Origin of the sequence: Streptomyces sp. NPDC087859 (assembly GCF_044742595.1) — a bacterium.
In the GTDB taxonomy this organism is placed as follows: Bacteria; Actinomycetota; Actinomycetes; order Streptomycetales; family Streptomycetaceae; genus Streptomyces; species Streptomyces canus_F.
This window is the reverse complement of record NZ_JBIUUU010000001.1, coordinates 122,215-141,316: the sequence shown is the minus strand read 5'-3', so window position 1 is coordinate 141,316 and position 19,102 is coordinate 122,215. Positions and strand designations below refer to the sequence as shown.

Annotated in this window: 15 protein-coding genes and 1 pseudogene; 11 read left to right on the top strand and 5 right to left on the bottom strand. The window is 70.0% G+C overall.

What is annotated here, in order from left to right:
* Positions 1 to 130 precede the first annotated feature (130 nt).
* The 5 genes and pseudogenes from ACIOHP_RS00630 to ACIOHP_RS00610 all read left to right on the top strand — a co-directional run bounded on the left by ACIOHP_RS00630 (position 131) and on the right by ACIOHP_RS00610 (position 5,356).
* A complete protein-coding gene (locus ACIOHP_RS00630; protein ID WP_361480035.1) occupies positions 131 to 883 on the top strand; it encodes a GntR family transcriptional regulator in 753 nt (250 codons plus the stop codon).
* Between the two features lie 258 nt (positions 884 to 1,141).
* A pseudogene (locus ACIOHP_RS00625) lies at positions 1,142 to 1,387 on the top strand (SPOR domain-containing protein); the annotation flags it as partial.
* 30 nt (positions 1,388 to 1,417) lie between these two features.
* A complete protein-coding gene (locus tag ACIOHP_RS00620; RefSeq protein WP_401881979.1) occupies positions 1,418 to 1,822 on the top strand; it encodes a (deoxy)nucleoside triphosphate pyrophosphohydrolase in 405 nt (134 codons plus the stop codon).
* Positions 1,823 to 1,981: 159 nt separating this feature from the next.
* Positions 1,982 to 2,419, top strand: coding sequence for an ATP-binding protein (locus tag ACIOHP_RS00615; RefSeq protein ID WP_401881976.1), 438 nt, complete (start codon positions 1,982 to 1,984; stop codon positions 2,417 to 2,419).
* A 261-nt stretch (positions 2,420 to 2,680) separates the two neighbouring features.
* Positions 2,681 to 5,356: a SpoIIE family protein phosphatase gene (locus tag ACIOHP_RS00610; RefSeq protein ID WP_401881974.1), complete on the top strand. Its 2,676-nt coding sequence runs from the start codon at positions 2,681 to 2,683 to the stop codon at positions 5,354 to 5,356.
* Between the two features lie 13 nt (positions 5,357 to 5,369).
* Here ACIOHP_RS00610 and ACIOHP_RS00605 read toward each other — a convergent pair whose 3' ends face one another.
* Positions 5,370 to 6,914 (bottom strand): hypothetical protein, encoded by a 1,545-nt coding sequence (locus ACIOHP_RS00605; protein WP_401881972.1) that lies wholly within the window; start codon positions 6,912 to 6,914, stop codon positions 5,370 to 5,372.
* Between the two features lie 122 nt (positions 6,915 to 7,036).
* Here ACIOHP_RS00605 and ACIOHP_RS00600 point away from each other — a divergent pair, with 122 nt between their 5' ends.
* Positions 7,037 to 8,026: a phosphotransferase family protein gene (locus ACIOHP_RS00600; RefSeq protein ID WP_401881969.1), complete on the top strand. Its 990-nt coding sequence runs from the start codon at positions 7,037 to 7,039 to the stop codon at positions 8,024 to 8,026.
* A gap of 5 nt (positions 8,027 to 8,031) precedes the next feature.
* Positions 8,032 to 8,352, top strand: a complete 321-nt coding sequence (locus ACIOHP_RS00595; RefSeq protein ID WP_361542730.1) for a hypothetical protein — start codon at positions 8,032 to 8,034, stop codon at positions 8,350 to 8,352.
* Here ACIOHP_RS00595 and ACIOHP_RS00590 read toward each other — a convergent pair.
* Genes ACIOHP_RS00590 through ACIOHP_RS00575 form a run of 4 tightly spaced genes read right to left on the bottom strand, consistent with a single transcriptional unit; the run spans position 8,333 to position 12,192 of the window.
* Entirely contained in the window at positions 8,333 to 9,103 is a 771-nt protein-coding gene (locus ACIOHP_RS00590; protein WP_361542727.1) for a succinate dehydrogenase/fumarate reductase iron-sulfur subunit, read from the bottom strand. The two genes, ACIOHP_RS00595 and ACIOHP_RS00590, sit on opposite strands and share 20 nt — an antisense overlap.
* Positions 9,100 to 11,043 carry a fumarate reductase/succinate dehydrogenase flavoprotein subunit gene (locus ACIOHP_RS00585; RefSeq protein WP_401881965.1) on the bottom strand — a complete coding sequence of 648 codons (1,944 nt, stop codon included), beginning with the start codon at positions 11,041 to 11,043 and terminating at the stop codon, positions 9,100 to 9,102. The genes ACIOHP_RS00590 and ACIOHP_RS00585 overlap by 4 nt, the downstream gene beginning before the upstream one ends.
* Before the next feature lie 17 nt (positions 11,044 to 11,060).
* A complete protein-coding gene (locus ACIOHP_RS00580) occupies positions 11,061 to 11,882 on the bottom strand; it encodes a hypothetical protein (RefSeq protein ID WP_361542721.1) in 822 nt (273 codons plus the stop codon).
* Between the two features lie 19 nt (positions 11,883 to 11,901).
* A complete protein-coding gene (locus tag ACIOHP_RS00575; RefSeq protein ID WP_361480008.1) occupies positions 11,902 to 12,192 on the bottom strand; it encodes a hypothetical protein in 291 nt (96 codons plus the stop codon).
* A gap of 283 nt (positions 12,193 to 12,475) precedes the next feature.
* On the opposite strand from ACIOHP_RS00575, the gene ACIOHP_RS00570 reads away from it, so the two are divergent.
* From ACIOHP_RS00570 to ACIOHP_RS00555, 4 genes are all read left to right on the top strand, one after another.
* On the top strand, positions 12,476 to 14,668 hold the full coding sequence (locus tag ACIOHP_RS00570) for an ABC transporter family substrate-binding protein (protein WP_401881960.1): 2,193 nt from the start codon (positions 12,476 to 12,478) through the stop codon (positions 14,666 to 14,668).
* Between the two features lie 89 nt (positions 14,669 to 14,757).
* Positions 14,758 to 15,357 (top strand): hypothetical protein, encoded by a 600-nt coding sequence (locus ACIOHP_RS00565; RefSeq protein WP_401881957.1) that lies wholly within the window; start codon positions 14,758 to 14,760, stop codon positions 15,355 to 15,357.
* A 134-nt stretch (positions 15,358 to 15,491) separates the two neighbouring features.
* Positions 15,492 to 17,399, top strand: a complete 1,908-nt coding sequence (typA, locus tag ACIOHP_RS00560; RefSeq protein WP_361542712.1) for a translational GTPase TypA — start codon at positions 15,492 to 15,494, stop codon at positions 17,397 to 17,399.
* Positions 17,400 to 18,042: 643 nt separating this feature from the next.
* Complete coding sequence (locus ACIOHP_RS00555; protein ID WP_361542709.1) at positions 18,043 to 19,080, top strand: ABC transporter permease; 1,038 nt, start codon at positions 18,043 to 18,045, stop codon at positions 19,078 to 19,080.
* Positions 19,081 to 19,102 lie beyond the last annotated feature (22 nt).

Here is a 19,102-nt window from a genome sequence, read left to right as displayed (position 1 = left end):
AGAAAGTGCCTGCGTAAAGCCCGAGGCGGGCACATGTCACTACATCGAGTGATTCTCTGGCCTTTGCTTGCATGGCGGAACCCACGGTTGCCACGCTGTTGCTGTCTGTACAACCTGATGGGAGCGGCCAGTGACATTCGGTGAGCAGCCGGCGTATCTGCGCGTCGCGGGCGATCTCCGCAAGAAGATCGCCGACGGATCGCTGCCACCGCACACCCGGCTGCCCTCCCAGGCCAGAATCCGCGAGGAGTACGGCGTCTCGGACACCGTCGCCCTGGAGGCACGCAAGGTGCTGATGGCCGAGGGGCTGGTCGAGGGCCGCTCCGGCTCCGGGACGTATGTGCGCGAGCGCCCGGTGCCCCGTCGGGTGGCCCGCACCGGCTTCCGTCCGGACGGCGGGGCCACGCCCTTCCGGCAGGAGCAGGCCGACATCGAGACGCGCGGCACCTGGGAGTCCCGCAGCGCGCAGGCCGAGGCGAGCGTCGCCGTCGCCGAGCGACTCGGCATCCGGCCGGGCGACCGCGTGATGTGCACCAAGTACGTCTACCGGGACAACGGCGAGCCGATGATGCTCTCCACCTCCTGGGAGCCCCTCGCCGTCACCGGCCGCACCCCCGTGATGCTCCCCGAGGAGGGACCGCTGGGCGGCATGGGCGTCGTCGAGCGCATGGCCGCCATCGACGTGATCGTGGACAACGTCACCGAGGAGGTCGGCGCCCGCCCCGGCCTCGCCGAGGAACTCCTCGCGCTGGGCGGCGTCCCCGGCCATGTCGTCGTGGTCGTCCATCGCACCTTCTACGCCTCCGGCCGCCCCGTGGAGACGGCCGACGTGGTCATCCCGGCGGACCGCTACCGGGTCGCCTACCACCTTCCGGTGAAGTAGCGCACGCCGCTACGGCAGTTGCCACCAGTACCCGTCCAACCGGGGGCCATGCGAGCGGCGTTGGAATCTGGCCGTTCTCGCAGGTGGCCATGGGCGCGCGCACACCGCTCTGACCGGATGCATTCCTGCGTGCGCACGGCGCGTTCGGCGTCGCACGCCCTCTGCGTTCTGGCTGGTTGCGTACCTCTTTGTGAGAATCCGTGTTCGCTCCGTAAAGGTTAGGCGTAGGGTCGGGCATATGCGGATTGCGGTTTCCTTAGCGGGCGGGGCAGGGCGAGAACCGCGAGCGGGAAGGGGCGGTGGGGCGGGATGAACGACGGCACGATCACTCTTCCCTGGCTCGTCATACGACAGGACGACAACGGCAATCGCTACCGCGTGGGCCGCTACGCCACCCGCGCCGAAGCGCAGAAGATCGCGGACAGCCTCGACAGCCGCGGCCACAAGCAGCTGTACTGGGTCGAACGCATCGGCCAGAACGGCGGCACCGCGACGGCGAACTGACCGGTCGACGCCTCCCGTAGGCTCCGGCACATGACGGAACCGATCGTGGTGGTGGGCGCGGCCCTGCTCGACGCCGACCACCTCCTCGCCGCCCGCCGCAGCGCACCCCCCGAACTGGCCGGCCGCTGGGAACTCCCCGGCGGAAAGGTCGAACCGGGCGAGACCCCACAGGCGGCGCTGGCGCGCGAGCTGCGCGAGGAGCTGGGCGTAGAGGTGGAGGTGGGGGAGCGCATCCCGGGGGAGTGGCCCCTGAGAGCCCCGTACGTCCTCCAGGTCTGGACGGCGCAACTGCTCCCGGGCTCACCGGACCCCAAGCCCCTCCAGGACCACGACGACCTGCGCTGGCTGACACGGGAGCAGCTCTGGGACGTGCCCTGGCTGGACCAGGACGTGGATGCGGTCCGGAAAATCGCCGCCCGGTTGGATGCGCCCTAGGGACGCGGGGAACCGCGCGAGCGGCCACGAATCACCCGCAGCCGCCGAACAGGCACACCTCCCGATCTCATAGGCGCCCCGGCATACGCCGTTCGCACCACAACGCGCCCTTCCACGCGGTACCACGCCCCGGATATCGGGTATGTGCCCATTAACCCCATGAAACCGGACATGGGCGTGGCCGGGGAAGTGATCGGCGTGATCGACACCGAAGGCGACCGCGCCGACTGGACCTTCCCCGCGGACCCCGGCGCCGTACGCGCCGCCCGCACCGCCGTCCGCGGCCGGCTGCGCGACTGGAACCTCGACAGCGTCGCCGACATCACGACCCTGCTGGTCAGCGAGCTGGTGACCAACGCGCTGCGACACGCCACCGGCCCCATCGGCGTCCGCCTCGTCCGCCCCGCCGGCCTCGGTGACGTCCTGCTGGTCGAGGTCTCCGACCCGCTTCCGGACCCACCGCGGAAGCGGGTCGCCCACCCCGATGACGAGAGCGGCCGGGGTCTGCAACTCGTCGCCCACTCCTCGCGCCGCTGGGGTACCAGACCAGGGGAGACGGGCAAGACGGTGTGGTTCGAGCTGGCGGTCCCGGGATGAACCGGGGCCGTCGCGGCTGTACGACCCCGCCGGTGCTGTCCAGCGAATGGTTCAGGCCACTGACGGTTGCCGGAGTAGGTGGTTCGACAGTGTGTTGGCTGGTTAGAAGACTGGAAGTGTTGTCGCGGTGCGGTCCAAAAAACGCTGGGACCGTGCTGTGATCGTGAACACCGTGTTGTGCGGCGCCGTAGTGCTGGATACTGCGGGCAGCCGCTGCCGGTGACCGGTGCCGGACGCGGTGAGCTGGAGGGGACGGTTCGCGTGAGCGAGATACCAGCGAAGGCCACGGAGTCCGAGGACCCGTCGGACGGCGCGAGGTCGGAGGCCGCGGGTGACACCGCGGCGGACGTGACGCGTGGTGCCATGGGCGGGACAGGCCTGGAACCCACCGGTGGACCCGGCGGGGTCGCTGGCGCCCCCCGGGGCGACGCGATGTGGCAGAGCAGTCCACCCGGCTCCATCTACGACTACATCAAGGTCGCGTCCTTCTCCATCGGCCCCGACGGGCTCGTGGACCAGTGGAGTGTGCGCGCCGAGCAGCTCTTCGGGATCCCCGCCGACCGGGCCGTCGGCATGGACCCCATCGAGGCGTTCATCGACGCCGACCGGCGCGAGGTCGGTCAGCGCAAGATGGCCGAGATACTCGACGGGCGCGAGTGGACCGGGGTGGTCCCCTTCCGGGTGCCGGAGTCGGCCGACCAGGAGGCGGGCGAGGAAGGGCTGGCAGAGGTCTACGTCATGCCGACGCAGACCGCGGAGGGTGAGCGGGCCGCCGTCTGTATCGTCGTGGACGTCCGCACCCTGCGTCGGATCGAGACCGACCTTGCCGCCTCGCAGTCGATATTCGGCCAATCTCCCTTCGGCTTCCTGCTGATCGACCCCGATCTGCGGGTCCGGCGCGCCAACCACCGCTTCGCCTCCCTCTTCGGCGGCACCCCGGACGACCACCGTGGCAAGGGGGTCGGCGACTACCTGCCCCGCCCCGAGGCCGAGCGGGTGGCGGCCACCCTGCGCCGCGTCCTGGAGACCGGCGAATCCATCACGGACATGCACGTCACCGGCTTCCTGCCGGGCTCCGACGAGCGCCGCCACTGGTCGGTCAACCTCTACCGCGTGCGCAGCGGCTCCGGGCGCCCCATCGGCATCGCCTGGCTCGCCACCGACATCACGGCCCGCCGCGCGGCAGCCCGGGAAGCGGCCGCGGCGCGGCGCAATCTCGCCCTTCTGAACGAGGCCGGCGCCCGGATAGGCAACTCCCTCGACCTGGAGACCACCGCCCGCGAACTCCTGGACGTCGTCGTCCCCGGCTTCTGCGACCTGGCCACGGTCGACCTCTACCAAGGCCTCCTGGCGGGCGACGAGACCCCGCCGGGACTCGCCGACGGCAGCGCGGAACTGCGCCGCGTCGCCTTCGCCAGCGCCGTCTCCGACGCCCCCTTCATCAGCTCGGGCCCGCCCGTCTCGGTCGGCGCCGTCCACCACTTCCCCTTCAACTCGCCCTGCGCGGACGCCCTGCGCACCGCCCGCCCGCTGTTCATCCCGGCCGAGGAGGGCGGACTGGTGCAGTCCACGCTCGCCGTGCCGATGGTCGCCCACGACACCGTCGTAGGACTGGCGCAGTTCGCCCGTACGAAGGGCAGCGAGCCGTTCGGGGACCGGGACCGGGATCTGGCGGTGGAGCTGGCGGCGCGGGCGGCGGTCTGTATCGACAACGCGCGGCTGTACCGGCGTGAGCACGAGCGGGCGTTGATGCTGCAGCGGTCCCTGCTGCCCCCGGGCGACCCGGTCGCCTCCGGCCTCGACATCGCCTGTCGCTATCTGCCGGGCAACTCCTCCTCCGACCGGCCCAGCGAGGTCGGCGGCGACTGGTTCGACGTCATCGAACTGCCCGGTCACCGAACGGCGTTGGTGGTCGGCGACGTGATGGGCCGCGGACTGCGGGCGGCGGTCGCGATGGGTGAACTGCGCTCCGCCGTAAGAACACTGGCGCTGCTGGACCTCGAACCGGCCGAAGTGCTGAGCGCGCTGGACGAGATCGCGCGCGGTCTCGGTGCGCCGGGCGGTGTCCAGCAGGCCACCCGCGCGGCCCGCCGCCCCCGTGAGGCGGACCTCTCCGAGGTGTACCTGGCGACCTGTGTCTACGCGGTCTACGACTCCGTGACCCGCCGCTGCACCTTCGCCAACGCGGGTCATCTGCCGCCGGTCCTCGTGGAGCCCGGCGAGGCCGCCCTCATGCTCGACGTGCCGCCGGGCATGCCGCTCGGCGTCGGGGGCGAGCCCTTCGAGGAGGTAGAGGTCGAACTACCCGAAGGCGCGCTGTTGGCGCTCTACACGGATGGACTGGTCGAAAGCCGCGATCACCCCCTCGACGAGGGGCTCCAGGCCTTCGTGGGCGCGCTGACGGATCCCGCCCAGCCGCTGGAGGACGTCTGCGACCACGTCCTCAACACCCTCGACAGCCACCACGGCGAGGACGACATCGCCCTGCTGATGGCACGCGTCCAGGGCCTGCCCGAGGACTCCGTGGGCGACTGGACGCTGCCGCGGGAACCGCGGAGTGTGGGGCGGGCTCGGGAGTACGCCCGTACGCGGTTGCTGGCATGGGATCTGGAGCCGCTGGTCGACACGACGGAGCTGCTGGTCAGCGAGCTGGTGACGAACGCTCTGCGGTACGGCGAGGGCGAGATCAGGTTGCGGTTGCTGCTGGACCGGACCCTGGTGTGCGAGGTGTGGGACTCCGGGCTGGTGCAGCCGCGGCGGCGGCGGGCGCGTGACACGGACGAAGGCGGGCGGGGGTTGCAGCTGGTCGGGCTGCTGAGCGCGGCGTGGGGGTCGCGCCGGACGCCTCGGGGCAAAACGGTGTGGTTCGAGCTGCCGTTGCCGGACGGGGAGACGGGGTTGACGGACCCGGCGGAGGCCTTGCTCAGCTTGTTCTGAGTTCGCCCTGTCTCTAAAGGGGCGCGTTCGCGCCCATGCCGCGTGCTCGTGTCCGTGGGCCGCCGAAGGTCGTGGGTGTTTCGGCGTCCAGCAGTACGCCGCCCAGGATCGCCCCCGCCACACCGCTCTCGTGCTCTGTCGCCGGGTTGCCGTGCACCCGTACGTCCTGTTCGGCGAGATCGCGGGCCTGCGCGGCGTACGCGTCCGCGGCTGCCGGGTCCTCGGTGAGCAGCCGTGCCGCCTCCGCCAGCCGGGTGCGGGCCACCGCGCCCACCGCGCCCCGGTGGGTCGCGACGACATCGTCCGCGGCGGATATCGCGGTACGGCCGACCAGCAGCGCGGCCGCCCCCAGTACCCCGGCCGTCGGCTCCGTCGTCAGCGGGCCGGCCGACCGCACGATCCGGCGCAGGGCGCCGAGGGGGTCGTACGGTCCGGTGGTCCGTTCGTCCCGTACGGCGGCCAGGGCACCGTCGGCGTGCAGGATCCGGGCCCACAGCTCACCGGCGGGCACACCGGTCGGCCGTTCCCGTGCCCTCATGAGTTCCGCCTCCGCGCCGGTCAGTGCCGCCGGTACCAGGGCCTCGGCGTTCGTCAGGGCCGCGCCGAGCCGTTCGACGCCGTCCAGGAGGACGGCGGCCTGGGCGATCGCGCCCTCGGCGGCGCAGAGGTGCTGGGCTGCCTTCCCGGTGTCCGCGCGGTCGGCGCACTGGCGGGACTGGTTGAGGCGGAGGGTGGCGAACACCAGGCGGTCCTTGGCCTGTTCGGTGTGGCCGGTGACGGGGGCGGTGGCCGAGGGGGCGTACCGCTCGTGCCAGTCGGCGAGGAGCGCCTCGACGGTCCCGGTGCGCCCGGCCAGTGCCCGGAAGCGGCCCTCGGCGATCTCCAGGGCCTCGCCCAGGCCCTTCTCCAGCGCCCGCAGCCGGTCGAACCCGGCCGCCTCCGCGTCCAGCCGCCGCCCGACCTCCTCGCACCGTCCGACGACTCCGGCGAGCGCGTGCCGCCGGGCCGCGGGCTCCTCCGGTACGCCGTCGTCGTACTGCTGCCGCATCCGGAAGGCTGCCCTCAGTTCGCCCTCCGCGTCCCGCAGGGCCGCCGTGAGGGGCGCCACGGCACTCTTCCCGAACCGTGCCTCGACGAAGGCGAGTTCCGCACGGCTGGTGCGGACGCAGTCGTCGGCCGTGACGAGCAGGGACTGTGCCTGTGCGTCGAGTTCACCGGCGGACGGTGTCCACGGGGCGGCGAGGGCGCCGCCGGGAGTGGTGCGGGTCCGGGCCCGCCGCGTACGCCGTACGTAGGTGTATCCCGCGACCGCACCCGCGGCACCCACCATGAGGAGCGGAAGGACGAGGTCGGCGGCCGAGGATCCGTCATCCTGAGCCTGCATCTGCTGCCCGGTCTCCACCCGGGTCCCCGCGACCGCGGCACTGTCGTCGAACGTCATCCCCGGCAGCACCAGCCACACCACCCCGGCCAGCCCGCCCAGCACGGTGTGCGCCACCCGCACGGATATGTGCGAGGTCGCGCGCCGCGGTCGGCCCCGGAACAAGGATGACGTCACATTTCGGAGCGTATGAGCAGGAATGCGGCGGCGCGACCGGGATGGGGCAGGGGTGGCGCAGGGGTGGGGGGCCTGAGAAAAATGAAGGCGGTCCGCCCCGTACGGCTGCGACGATCTGCCGGATGACCGCGACCCGGAAGTTCCTCACGCGCGACGACCTCGCACCGTTCGCCCGCACCGCCCTGGGCCCCCACCGCACCCTGGCCGCCGTGACCCGGCTGCGCGGCGGCTCCAAGAAGGGCGTCTACCGGCTCACCCTCGAGGACGGGAGCACGGCGGTCGCCTATGTCTGGTCCGCCGACGAGGACTACTGGGACTCCGGCCCCTCCGACCTGCGCGACCCCTTCTCGGCGGGCTCGAGCCTCGACGTGTTCACGGCCGCGCACGACCGCCTCGTCGCGGCCGGCGTCCGCACACCCCGTCTCCTGCACGCCGACGCCACGCACACGCATGTCCCGGCGGATGTGGCGATCATGGAGGACATCACGGGCGGCAGCCTGGAGGAGGCCCTGGAGAGGGAACCGATCGCGGCCCGCGCCTCCCTGGAGCGGCTGGCCGGCGAGCTCGCGCTGCTGCACGCGCACGAGGGCCGGGACTTCGGGAAGGTCGTGGTCGTCGACAACGGCGGTGACTCGGGGACGAGTTCCTGCGCGCGGCGGATCACCGAGGGCGCGCTGCGCGACATCGCCGCCACCGCCGCACGAGACGCCCGGATCGCCGCCGTGGCGGACCGGCTGACGGACAGGATCGGGGAGTTGGCCGCCGCCGTCCGCCCGCGCGCCCGCCACACCCTGATCCACGGTGAACTCGGCCCCGACCACGTCCTGCTGGACACCGACGGCCGTCCCGCCCTCATCGACATCGAAGGGCTCATGTACTTCGACGTGGAGTGGGAGCACGTCTTCCTGCGGATCCGCTTCGGGCCGCGCTACGACGCGCTGCGCGTGCCCGGCCTGGACGAGGACCGGCTGCGCCTCTACCGGCTCGCCATGCACCTGTCCCTGGTCGCGGGCCCGCTCCGGCTCCTGGACGGTGATTTCCCAAACCCTGGTCCCATGCGGGCCATCGCCGAGTCAAATCTCTTGTGCGTGCTGGAACTCGTGGAAGCATGATCGGTATGAACGAGGTGCTGGGGATCGTGGGCGCCGTGGTGATCACCGTCGGCCTGGCGATCGGTACGGCCGCCGTCACCAAGGGCTGGCTGCTCCCGGGCCGGGGAAGCGCGAAGATCCTCCGGCCCAGGGTGTGGGGATACGGCACGCTGCTGAACCAGGCCGGGACGGGCGCGTTCCTCTTCCTGGGCCCGCTCGACGCGTCGCGTCACCCCGGCTTCTTCCCGTTCGCGCTGACCGGCGCGGCCGTGGCCGTGCTCGGTCTGTACGTGCAGCGCCGGGCCCAGTTCCCGGCGGGCGCCGGAGCTACGAGGACCTCCTCCTGATCTTCGACCCCAGCCACACCAGCGGGTCGTACTTGCGGTCCACCGCCCGCTCCTTCAGCGGGATCAGCGCATTGTCCGTGATCTTGATGCCCTCGGGGCAGACCTCCGTGCAGCACTTGGTGATGTTGCAGTAGCCGAGGCCGTGGTCGTCCTGGGCCGTCTTCTTGCGGTCCAGGCCGCTCTCCTCCGCCGCGTCCAGCGGATGCATGTCCAGCTCGGCGACCCGCATCAGGAAGCGGGGCCCGGCGAACGCCGGTTTGTTCTCCTCGTGGTCACGGACCACATGGCAGGTGTCCTGGCACAGGAAGCACTCGATGCACTTCCGGAACTCCTGCGAGCGGTCCACGTCCTCCTGCATCATCCGGTACTCGCCGGGACCCAGGTCCGCCGGCGGCACGAACGCCGGGACCTCGCGCGCCTTCTCGTAGTTGAAGCCGACGTCCGTCACCAGGTCGCGGACGACCGGGAAGGCACGCAGGGGAGTGACGGTGATCGTCTCCTCCCGGGTGAAGACCGACATCCGGGTCATGCACAGCAGCCGCGGCCGGCCGTTGATCTCCGCCGAGCACGAACCGCACTTGCCCGCCTTACAGTTCCAGCGGACGGCGAGGTCGGGGGCCTGGGTGGCCTGGAGGCGGTGGATGATGTCCAGGACCACTTCGCCGTCATTGACCTCGACCGCGAAGTCCTCCAGGCCGCCGCCCTGCACATCGCCGCGCCACACCTTGAAGCGGGCCTTGTAGCTGCTCACTCGTACAGCTCCTCTTCGGCGAGGTACTTGACCAGCTCCTCCTTGTCGAAGAGGGCGAGCAGGTCGGAACGGATGGGGTCGGTGGTCTCACGGGTGAGCTCGATCTGGCCGCGGACCGGGTCCGTGGCCGCCAGTCCGCCGGTGGGATCGGTGAGTTGGCACAGCAGGTTGATACGGCGCCACTTGCGGTCCATCGTCGGATGGTCCTCGCGGGTGTGGCCGCCGCGCGACTCCGTGCGCTCCAGCGCGGCCCGCGCCACGCACTCGCTGACCAGCAGCATGTTCCTGAGGTCCAGGGCGAGATGCCAGCCGGGGTTGAACTGGCGGTGGCCCTCGACGCCGGCCCGCCGGGCCCGTACCCGCAGCTCGGCGAGCTTCTCCAGGGCCTGCTTCATCTCGGGCTCGCGGCGGATGATGCCGACGAGGTCGTTCATGGCCTGCTGGAGCTCCTGGTGGAGGGTGTACGGGTTCTCCGGCGGACGTGCGTCCTGCGCGCCCGTCTCCGGGTACTCCGCCGAGTAGGGGCGCAGCGCCTCCGCGGCCGCCGCGTCGACCTGGAGCTCGTCCACCGCGGGGCGTTCGAACGCCTGGGCCGCCGCGTACTCGGCCGCGTGCAGACCCGCCCGGCGGCCGAACACCAGCAGATCGGACAGGGAGTTGCCGCCGAGCCGGTTCGAGCCGTGCATGCCGCCCGCGACCTCGCCGGCCGCGTACAGCCCCGGCACCCCGCGTGCGGCGGCCGTGTCGGACTCGACCGCGATGCCGCCCATCACGTAGTGACAGGTGGGCCCGACCTCCATCGCCTCCGCGGTGATGTCGACGTCCGCCAGCTCCTTGAACTGGTGGTACATGGACGGCAGCCGGCGCTTGATGACCTCGGCGGGCATCCGCGTCGACACGTCCAGGAAGACCCCGCCGTGCGGGGAGCCTCGGCCCGCCTTCACCTCGGAGTTGATGGCCCGGGCGACCTCGTCGCGGGGGAGGAGTTCGGGGGGACGCCGGTTGTTGTCCGGGTCCTCGTACCAGCGGTCGCCCTCGGCCTCCGACTCGGCGTACTTCTCCTTGAAGACGTCCGGGACGTAGTCGAACATGAACCGCTTGCCCTCGGAGTTGCGCAGCACGCCGCCGTCACCGCGGACGGACTCCGTGACGAGGATGCCCTTCACCGACGGCGGCCAGACCATGCCCGTCGGGTGGAACTGCACGAACTCCATGTTCAGCAGGGGCGCACCCGCCAGCAGCGCCAGCGCGTGGCCGTCGCCGGTGTACTCCCACGAGTTCGACGTCACCTTGAAGGACTTGCCGATACCACCCGTCGCGATGACCACGGACGGGGCTTGCAGGACGAAGAAACGGCCGGATTCCCGCTCATAGGCGAAGACTCCGGAGACCCGGTTCCCGTCCTTGAGGACGCGGGTGACCGTGCACTCCTGGAAGACCTTCAGACGGGACTCGTAGTCGCCGGTCTCCTTCTTGTCCTGCTGCTGAAGGGAGACGATCTTCTGCTGGAGGGTCCGGATGAGTTCGAGCCCCGTGCGGTCGCCGACATGGGCGAGGCGCGGGTATTCGTGGCCGCCGAAGTTGCGCTGGGATATCCGGCCGTCCTTGGTGCGGTCGAAGAGGGCACCCCAGGTCTCCAGCTCCCACACCCGGTCGGGGGCCTCCTGCGCGTGCAGTTCGGCCATCCGCCACTGGTTGAGGAACTTGCCGCCGCGCATGGTGTCGCGGAAGTGGACCTGCCAGCTGTCGTGCTCGTTGGCGTTGGCCATCGCCGCCGCGATGCCGCCCTCGGCCATCACCGTGTGCGCCTTGCCGAACAGCGACTTGCAGATCACGGCCGTACGGGCGCCGCGCTCGCGAGCCTCGATGGCGGCGCGGAGACCCGCGCCCCCGGCGCCCACCACGACGACGTCCCACTCCTGGTGGTCGACCACGGACATCAGAACGCCCCATCCATTTAAAAGAACCTCGGATCGTCGAAGACACCGGACGCGACGAGAAAGACATAGACGTCGGCGAGGGTCACGCTCGCCAAGGACGCCCAGGCCAGCTGCATGTGACGGGCGGTCAGCTTTCCGACCCACCGCCACATCCGGTAGCGCGCCGGGTGCTTGGAGAAGTGTTTGAGCTGGCCGCCGATGATGTGCCGACAGGAGTGGCAGGAGAGGGTGTACGCCCAGATCAGCACGATGTTGAGCAGGAACACGAGGGTGCCCAGACCCATGTGGCCCCACTCGTAGTGCTCGTCGCGGAAGGCGAGCACGGTGTCGTACGTGAGGACGCCGGCGACCAGGAACGCGGCGTAGAAGAAGTACCGGTGGATGTTCTGCAGGATCAGCGGGAAGCGGGTCTCGCCGGTGTACTTCTTGTGCGGCTCGGCCACCGCGCAGGCCGGCGGGGACGCCCAGAAGCCCCGGTAGTAGGCCTTGCGGTAGTAGTAGCAGGTCAGGCGGAAGCCGAGCGGGAAGATCAGGATGATGATCGCGGGGGACAGGCCCCACCAGCTGCCGAAGATCTCCCAGTTGGGGCCGGCGTGCATGGGCTCGCAGCGTTCCGCCAGACACGGTGAGTAGAACGGCGAGACATAGGGGGCCGCGTAGTAGTTCGTGTCGACGAAGGCCCGCCACGTCGTGTACACGATGAACGCGAGCAGCCCGGCGGTGGTGGTGGCGGGAGCCAGCCACCAGCGGTCGGTCCGCAGATGCGGGGCGTCGATCGCGGCGCGCGTACCCGTTCGTACACCGCCGCTGTTCGGATGGGGTTCCGTACCAGTGGCCAACGCATGACTCCGGTCGGGTTCAGGGGGCGTGGCGGTCGCGGGCGCCGAGTCCCTCGTCGTCCGAGTCCGTCCAGAGGGTGTTGTCGTACGGGGTGTCGGGGATGGAGACCAGATCGGGGCGCTTGGCTTTCGCGAGCGCCGGGTCGGCGTCCTTCAGCAGCGCGAGGCTCTCGCGGAGACGGTCGGCGTCCATGCGGACGCGGCGCATCTCCAGACCACCGCTGCCCAACTGCTGTTCCAGGCGTTTCACGTACCGGTGCAACTCGTCGAGGCAGCGCTGTGCCGATGCCAGTTCGTCGTGCAGGGCCATGACGTGACCTCACTTAGGGCGGCAACGTTCATGTGCGCCTGCGAGTGTTGCGCGTCACACCTGCCGATGTGAAGGGACGTGCACGGATTGGCGGATCGTGAGCCTCCGTGCGCGCCCCCTGTACGCCCTGGATTGCGCCGCATGGGTGGGCTTCGGCGCCGCCTCGGCCGTGTCGCCGCCTTCTGCCGAACCCTTTCCTCTTCAGTGGCCGCATACATCTGATCAACTCCATATACCGCCAAACGTGATCCAAACCGGCGGTGCACCCCCGGAGGTATGTGGCATGTCCCACGACGGCGTCGGCCTGCGCGCGGTCATGCGCTCGGTCGCCTTCCTCACCGCGGGTGCGCTGGCCGTGCCCGCGCTCGCCGGCTGCAGTACGAAGGATCCGGCCGGCAGGCCGCTCGCCGAGCCGGACGTCGCGTCCGTCGCCCGGGCGATGGTCGCCGACGGCGGCAGTCTCAGCTGGGCCGTGGACTCCGTGCCGGAGACCCTGAACACGTTCCAGGCGGACGCCGACGGCACCACCACGCGTGTCGCCCAGGCAGTCCTGCCCTCGATGTACCGGCTCGACGCCAACGGGCGTCCGCAGGTCAACCCCGACTACCTGGAGAAGGCCGAGGTCGTCGAGACCGAGCCCAAGCAGGTCGTGCTGTACAAGCTCAACCAGCAGGCGGTGTGGAGCGACGGCCGGGAGATCGGCGCCGCCGACTTCGCCGCGCAGTGGCGAGCCCTGTCCGGCAAGGACACCGCGTACTGGACGGCCCGCAACGCCGGCTACGACCGCATCGAGCGGATCGAGCGCGGGAAGAACGACCTGGAGGTCAAGGTCACCTTCGGGCGGCCGTACGCCGACTGGAAGTCGCTGTTCTCGCCGCTGTACCCCAAGGACGTCATGGGCACCCCGGACTCCTTCAACGACGGGGCGCGCAAGAAGCTCAAGGTCAGCGCGGGGCCGTACCGGGTCAAGGAGGTCGACCGCAAGGGCGACGAGGTCACCCTCGACCGCAACCCGCGCTGGTGGGGCCACCCCGCCAAGCTGGACGAGATCGTGCTGCGGGCCGTGCCGCGCGAAGAGCGCGCCGCCGCACTGGCCGCCGGCAAGCTCGACCTGGCCGAGATCGACCCGGAGTCCGTCAAGCGGATCACCGGCGCCGCCGGTCCCCGGCGCGGCACGACCAGCACCCCGCTGATGGGCCCCGGCAGCAACCTCGGCGCCGCCGACTCCCTGCGCTCCTGGGCCGTAGCCAACGGCTCCGACGAGGAGGCCGCCGACGACGAGATCAGCGCCCGCGAGAAGCAGCGCACGGCGGCCACGACGTACGCCCGTCAGCAGCAGGCGCTGCGCGGCTTCGAGGTCCGCCGCTCCCTGGAGCCCGCCTACACCCAGCTCGCCCTCAACGGCGCCGACGGGCCCCTCGCTGATGAGCGGGTGCGCCGTGCCGTGGCCCGCGCCCTGGACCGGGAGGCCCTCGCCGCGGTGGTCCTCACGCCGCTGGGCCTGCCCGCCGAGCCGGTCGGCAGCCACCTCGCGCTCTCCGGCCAGGCCGCGTACGCCGACAACAGCGGCGCGCTCGGCGGCCAGGACACCGCGGAGGCCCAGGCCCTGCTCACGGACGCCGGATGGGTGCGGGGCGGCCCGCTCAAGGAGGAGAGGAAGAAGGGGGAGAAGGCGGCCGGGGCCGAGGGCGAGAAGGCCGGGGAGAAGTCGGAGGACGGCGACGACGACACGTACATCGTCGGCGAGGACGACAAGGCGCGCCGCGAGGCCGACCGGGAGAAGAAGAAGGACCCCGAGCACCTCGCGCAGGACGGCAAGCAGTACACGAACACGCTGAAGCAGGGCGGGGCGCCGGGTGCGTACGCCCCGCGGGGCACCGCCGCGCCGGCGGGCACCGCGGCGGGCGCGCTGGCCAAGGACGGCAAGCCGCTCACGCTCCGCTTCGTACTGCCGTCGGGTCCGGGCTCGCAGACCCTGGTCACCGTGGCCGACCGGATCGCGGGGATGCTGCGGAAGGTCGGTATCCGCACCGAGATCTCCAAGGTCAAGGACGAGAGCTACTTCAAGGACCACATCGCGTCGGGCCAGTACGACCTCGCGCTGTACTCCTGGCCCGCCTCCGCCTTCCCCGCCACCGACGGCCGCCCGATCTACGCCAAGCCGGTTCCGGCGGCCGACGGCTCCCTGAACGTCGAGCAGAACTACACCCGGGTCGGCACCGACCAGGTCGACCAGCTCTTCGACCAGGCGATGACGACGCTGGACGAGCGCGAGAGCCGGGGCCTGATCCGCAAGGCCGACTCCCGCATCTGGGCGGCGGCGGGATCCATCCCGCTGTACCAGCGGCCCCAGCTGACGGCCGCGAGGAAGAACGTGGTGAACGCCGGGGCCTTCGGCTTCCGGACCCCGGTCTACGAGGACATGGGCTTCCTGAAGAAGGGCGAGAGGCCGGTGGCGAGCCCCACAGCCGAGTAGGAGATCATTCCCTCCAGCACACGATCGGCCGCCACCCCGCGACGAGCGGGGTGGCGGCCGTCGTACGGCCACAGAGAGGGACGACGGGGATGCGTACGTGGGTGGCGGGGGCGGCGCTGGTGGCCCTCGGGGCGGGGCTGACGGGCTGCGGCGGTGACACGGAGGACCGGGCCGGATCCTGCCCGGACGGGACGTACACCTGGTCGGACGTCACCCGCACGGAGAAGCTGATCCGGCTGGCCGACCCCATCGTGATCAAGAAGAGGACGGCGTCCTACAAGGCCCGGCTCAAGTCCTACGACACCCTGAGGTACCAGCCCACGGTGAGCCCCGTGCCGGACGGGACGAACGCCGGGGCCGTGATCCTCGCGCTGGGCAGACACCTGAAGGTCGAGAAGCCGCTCGCCGACCCCTCCCAGGACGAGGACACCCGGTACGACACGTACTACGAGACGGAGACGGAACTCACGAAGGGCACGTACTACTCCTGGGACGCCCTCAAAATGATCGACGCCGACTTCACGTACACCTGCGACGGCGGCGAGCCGGTCAAAGGGCACGTACGCAGCTGGGACACCGTCGGCATCGGCTTCCTCTCCTGCGCCGACGAGGCCCGCGAGGACACGGCCGCGCACGAGGCCGCGGTGCGGAGCTGCCCGGCCGGATCCCGGGCCCTCGAGGGGGCCTGAGTCCCCTGCGGAGGCCGTGCCCGTCAACGCCACGTACCATGGGGTGAGGCCGTGGCATGTACAGCCCGGCAGGGTCCGCGTAACACCAGACGTACGCGACGCCCCTTCCTAAGACTCCGGGAGTACGCCGCAATATGGCCACGCGCCACGACATCCGCAATGTCGCCATCGTCGCCCACGTCGACCACGGCAAGACGACTCTTGTCGACGCCATGCTGAAGCAGGCCGGCGCCTTCGCCGCGCACGCCGCCGAGTCGCTCGACGACCGCATGATGGACTCGAACGACCTGGAGCGTGAGAAGGGCATCACGATCCTGGCCAAGAACACGGCCGTGAAGTACCACCCCAAGGACGGGGGGGACGTCATCACCATCAACATCATCGACACCCCGGGCCACGCCGACTTCGGTGGCGAGGTCGAGCGCGGTCTGTCGATGGTGGACGCGGTGGTCCTGCTGGTCGACGCCTCCGAGGGGCCGCTGCCGCAGACCCGGTTCGTGCTGCGCAAGGCGCTCCAGGCCCGGCTGCCCGTCATCCTGTGCATCAACAAGACGGACCGCCCCGACTCGCGCATCGACGAGGTCGTGAACGAGGCGTACGACCTCTTCCTCGACCTCGACGCCGACGAGGACCAGATCGAGTTCCCGATCGTCTACGCGTGCGCGCGGGACGGCGTGGCCTCGCTGACCAAGCCCGAGGACGGCACCGTCCCGCAGGACAGCGACAGCCTGGAGCCGTTCTTCTCCACGATCCTCTCGCACGTCCCGGCCCCGGAGTTCGACACCGAGGCCCCGCTCCAGGCGCACGTCACCAACCTGGACGCCGACAACTTCCTCGGCCGTATCGCGCTGCTCCGCGTCGAGCAGGGCGAGCTGCGCAAGGGCCAGACCGTCACGTGGATCAAGCGCGACGGCACGATGTCCAACGTCCGCATCACCGAGCTGCTGATGACCGAGGCGCTCACCCGCAAGCCCGCCGAGATGGCGGGACCCGGTGACATCTGTGCCGTCGCCGGCATCCCGGACATCATGATCGGTGAGACCCTCGCCGACCCCGAGAACCCGATCCCGCTGCCGCTCATCACGGTCGACGAGCCGGCCATCTCGATGACCATCGGTACGAACACCTCGCCGTTGGTCGGCCGCGGTGGCACCGGCAAGGGCGCGGAGAACAAGGCCGCGGTCAAGGACCGCAAGGTCACGGCCCGTCAGGTCAAGGACCGTCTGGACCGCGAGCTGGTCGGCAACGTCTCGCTGCGGGTGCTCGACACCGAGCGCCCGGACGCCTGGGAGGTCCAGGGCCGTGGTGAGCTCGCGCTGGCCATCCTGGTCGAGCAGATGCGCCGTGAGGGCTTCGAGCTGACGATCGGCAAGCCGCAGGTCGTCACCAAGATCGTCGACGGCAAGGTGTACGAGCCCGTCGAGCGCATGACGATCGACGTCCCCGAGGAGCACATGGGCGCGGTCACCCAGCTCATGGGCGTCCGCAAGGGCCGTATGGACAACATGTCGAACCACGGCTCCGGCTGGGTCCGTATGGAGTTCGTCGTGCCGTCCCGTGGCCTGATCGGCTTCCGTACGGAGTTCCTGACCGGCACGCGCGGCACGGGCATCGCCCACTCCATCCACGAGGGCCACGAGCCGTGGTTCGGCACCCTGACGACCCGTAACAACGGTTCGCTGGTCGCCGACCGCTCCGGTGCCGTCACCGCCTTCGCGATGACGAACCTCCAGGAGCGCGGTGTGCTCTTCACCGACCCCGGCACCGAGGTGTACGAGGGCATGATCGTCGGCGAGAACTCGCGCTCCGACGACATGGACGTGAACATCACCAAGGAGAAGAAGCTCACGAACATGCGGTCGTCCTCGGCCGACTCGTTCGAGGCGATCGTGCCGCCGCGCAAGCTCTCCCTGGAGCAGTCCCTGGAGTTCTGCCGCGACGACGAGTGCGTGGAGGTCACCCCGGAGGCCGTTCGCATCCGCAAGGTGAACCTGGACGCCCGCGAGCGCGCCCGCGCCGCGAGCCGCGCCAAGCACGGCTGACAATCGGTCGCTTGAAGCCCGGGTGCCCCCATCTTGGGGGTGCCCGGGCTTTTTGCAACTCATTTTCAGGCGGGTTCGCGTCGGCCGATGTCCGTAATGCGGAGATCCTCGCCCGATACGCATGTAACACGTCCGTTTCGCGGCCTTATCCTGCCAGACGGTTTGTCCAAATTTCGGAAGATGTACGCGTCAGCTGTGACTGAATCGAGATTTAAAGACAGTGGTCGCCGGTTGGCTCATGGCAGATAGTTAGCCGCGTAGCGCTCGGGTCAATGGGTCTCGCGCCGTGGGGACGGCGCCGACTCTCGAGCACCAGGGGGTGTCTGACCCTCCGTCAGGGGTGTCGGAGGAAAGACATGAACCCCCTCCTGTTGGTGAACACGTGGAGTCATGAGGAGGAGTCCCATGCGCGGTGTCACAAGCACCAAGTGGGTCACAGCGTCCGCAGTAGTCGGCAACTGCGCCCCGGCGCACGGCGATCGGCTCTGAAGGGCCACGCCCTTACCACTACGCGCGTCCGGCTGCGGGTTCTCCCGTGGGCCGTACGTCGCCGCTGACGCTTCTTCATGATTCGAACCGCGATCGCGCGCCACTCGCGCCGGTCGCCGGTTCGGCACACCCACACCTGTGAAATGGGCGAACTGTGACAAGTCCTATCGACATCGAGGGCGGCGGTACGTCGGTCGTCGTCGACGGCGAGAAAGAGCCGACGACGAAGCCGGAGGAGGCCAAGCAGCTCGAGGGCCGCTCTCCCGGTCAGCTGATGTGGATCCGCTTCAAGCGCGACCGCACCGGAGTGATCTCGGCGTACGTCGTGATCTTCTTCTTCGTGGTCGGCCTCGCGGCCCCGCTGATCGCCAAGCTGTACGGCAAGGACCCGTACACGGTGTTCGCGGACGAGCGCCCCGAACTCTTCGACAGCGCCGGTGTGCCGATCCAGCCCAACGGTGGCATCAGCGGCGAGTTCTGGTTCGGACTGGAGCCCGGCAACGGCTACGACGTCTTCACCAAGCTGATCTACGGCATCCGCAACTCCCTGATGATCTCGCTGGCGGTCACCGTCGCGACGGTGCTGACCGGCATCCTCCTCGGGGTCGCGGCCGGCTATCTCGGCGGCCGGACGGACTACTGGATCAGCCGGGTCATCGACTTCCTCCTCGCCTTCCCGGCCCAGCTGTTCTTCATCGCGAGCATGCCGGTCGTGGTCTCGCTGTTCGTGAGCCCGCGCGACGAGACACCGGTGTACGTCCGGGTCGTCGCCCTGATCACGGTGCAGTGGTTCCTGGGCTGGATGAGTCTGGCGCGCATCCTGCGCGGCACCACACTCGCCCTGCGAGAACGGGAGTTCATCGAGGCCGCCAAGGTCAGCGGGGCATCCCCGACGCGGATCATCCGCAGGGAGATCCTGCCCAACGTGGTCACACCGATCCTGGTGCAGTCGACCTACATGCTCCCCAACTTCGTGACCGCCGAGGCCGGTCTGTCCTTCCTCGGAGTCGGAATCGTCGAGCCGACGCCGGACTGGGGACAGATGTTCTCCAAGGCGTCGACCGAACTCGTGATGCAGAACGACATCACCTACATGTTCTTCCCGGGCATCTCGATGATCATCTTCATCGTGGCGTTCAACCTGCTCGGGGACTCGGTCAGGGACGCCTTCGATCCCAAGACGGCGCGCTGACCGCGGAGTTGTGGGCAATCCT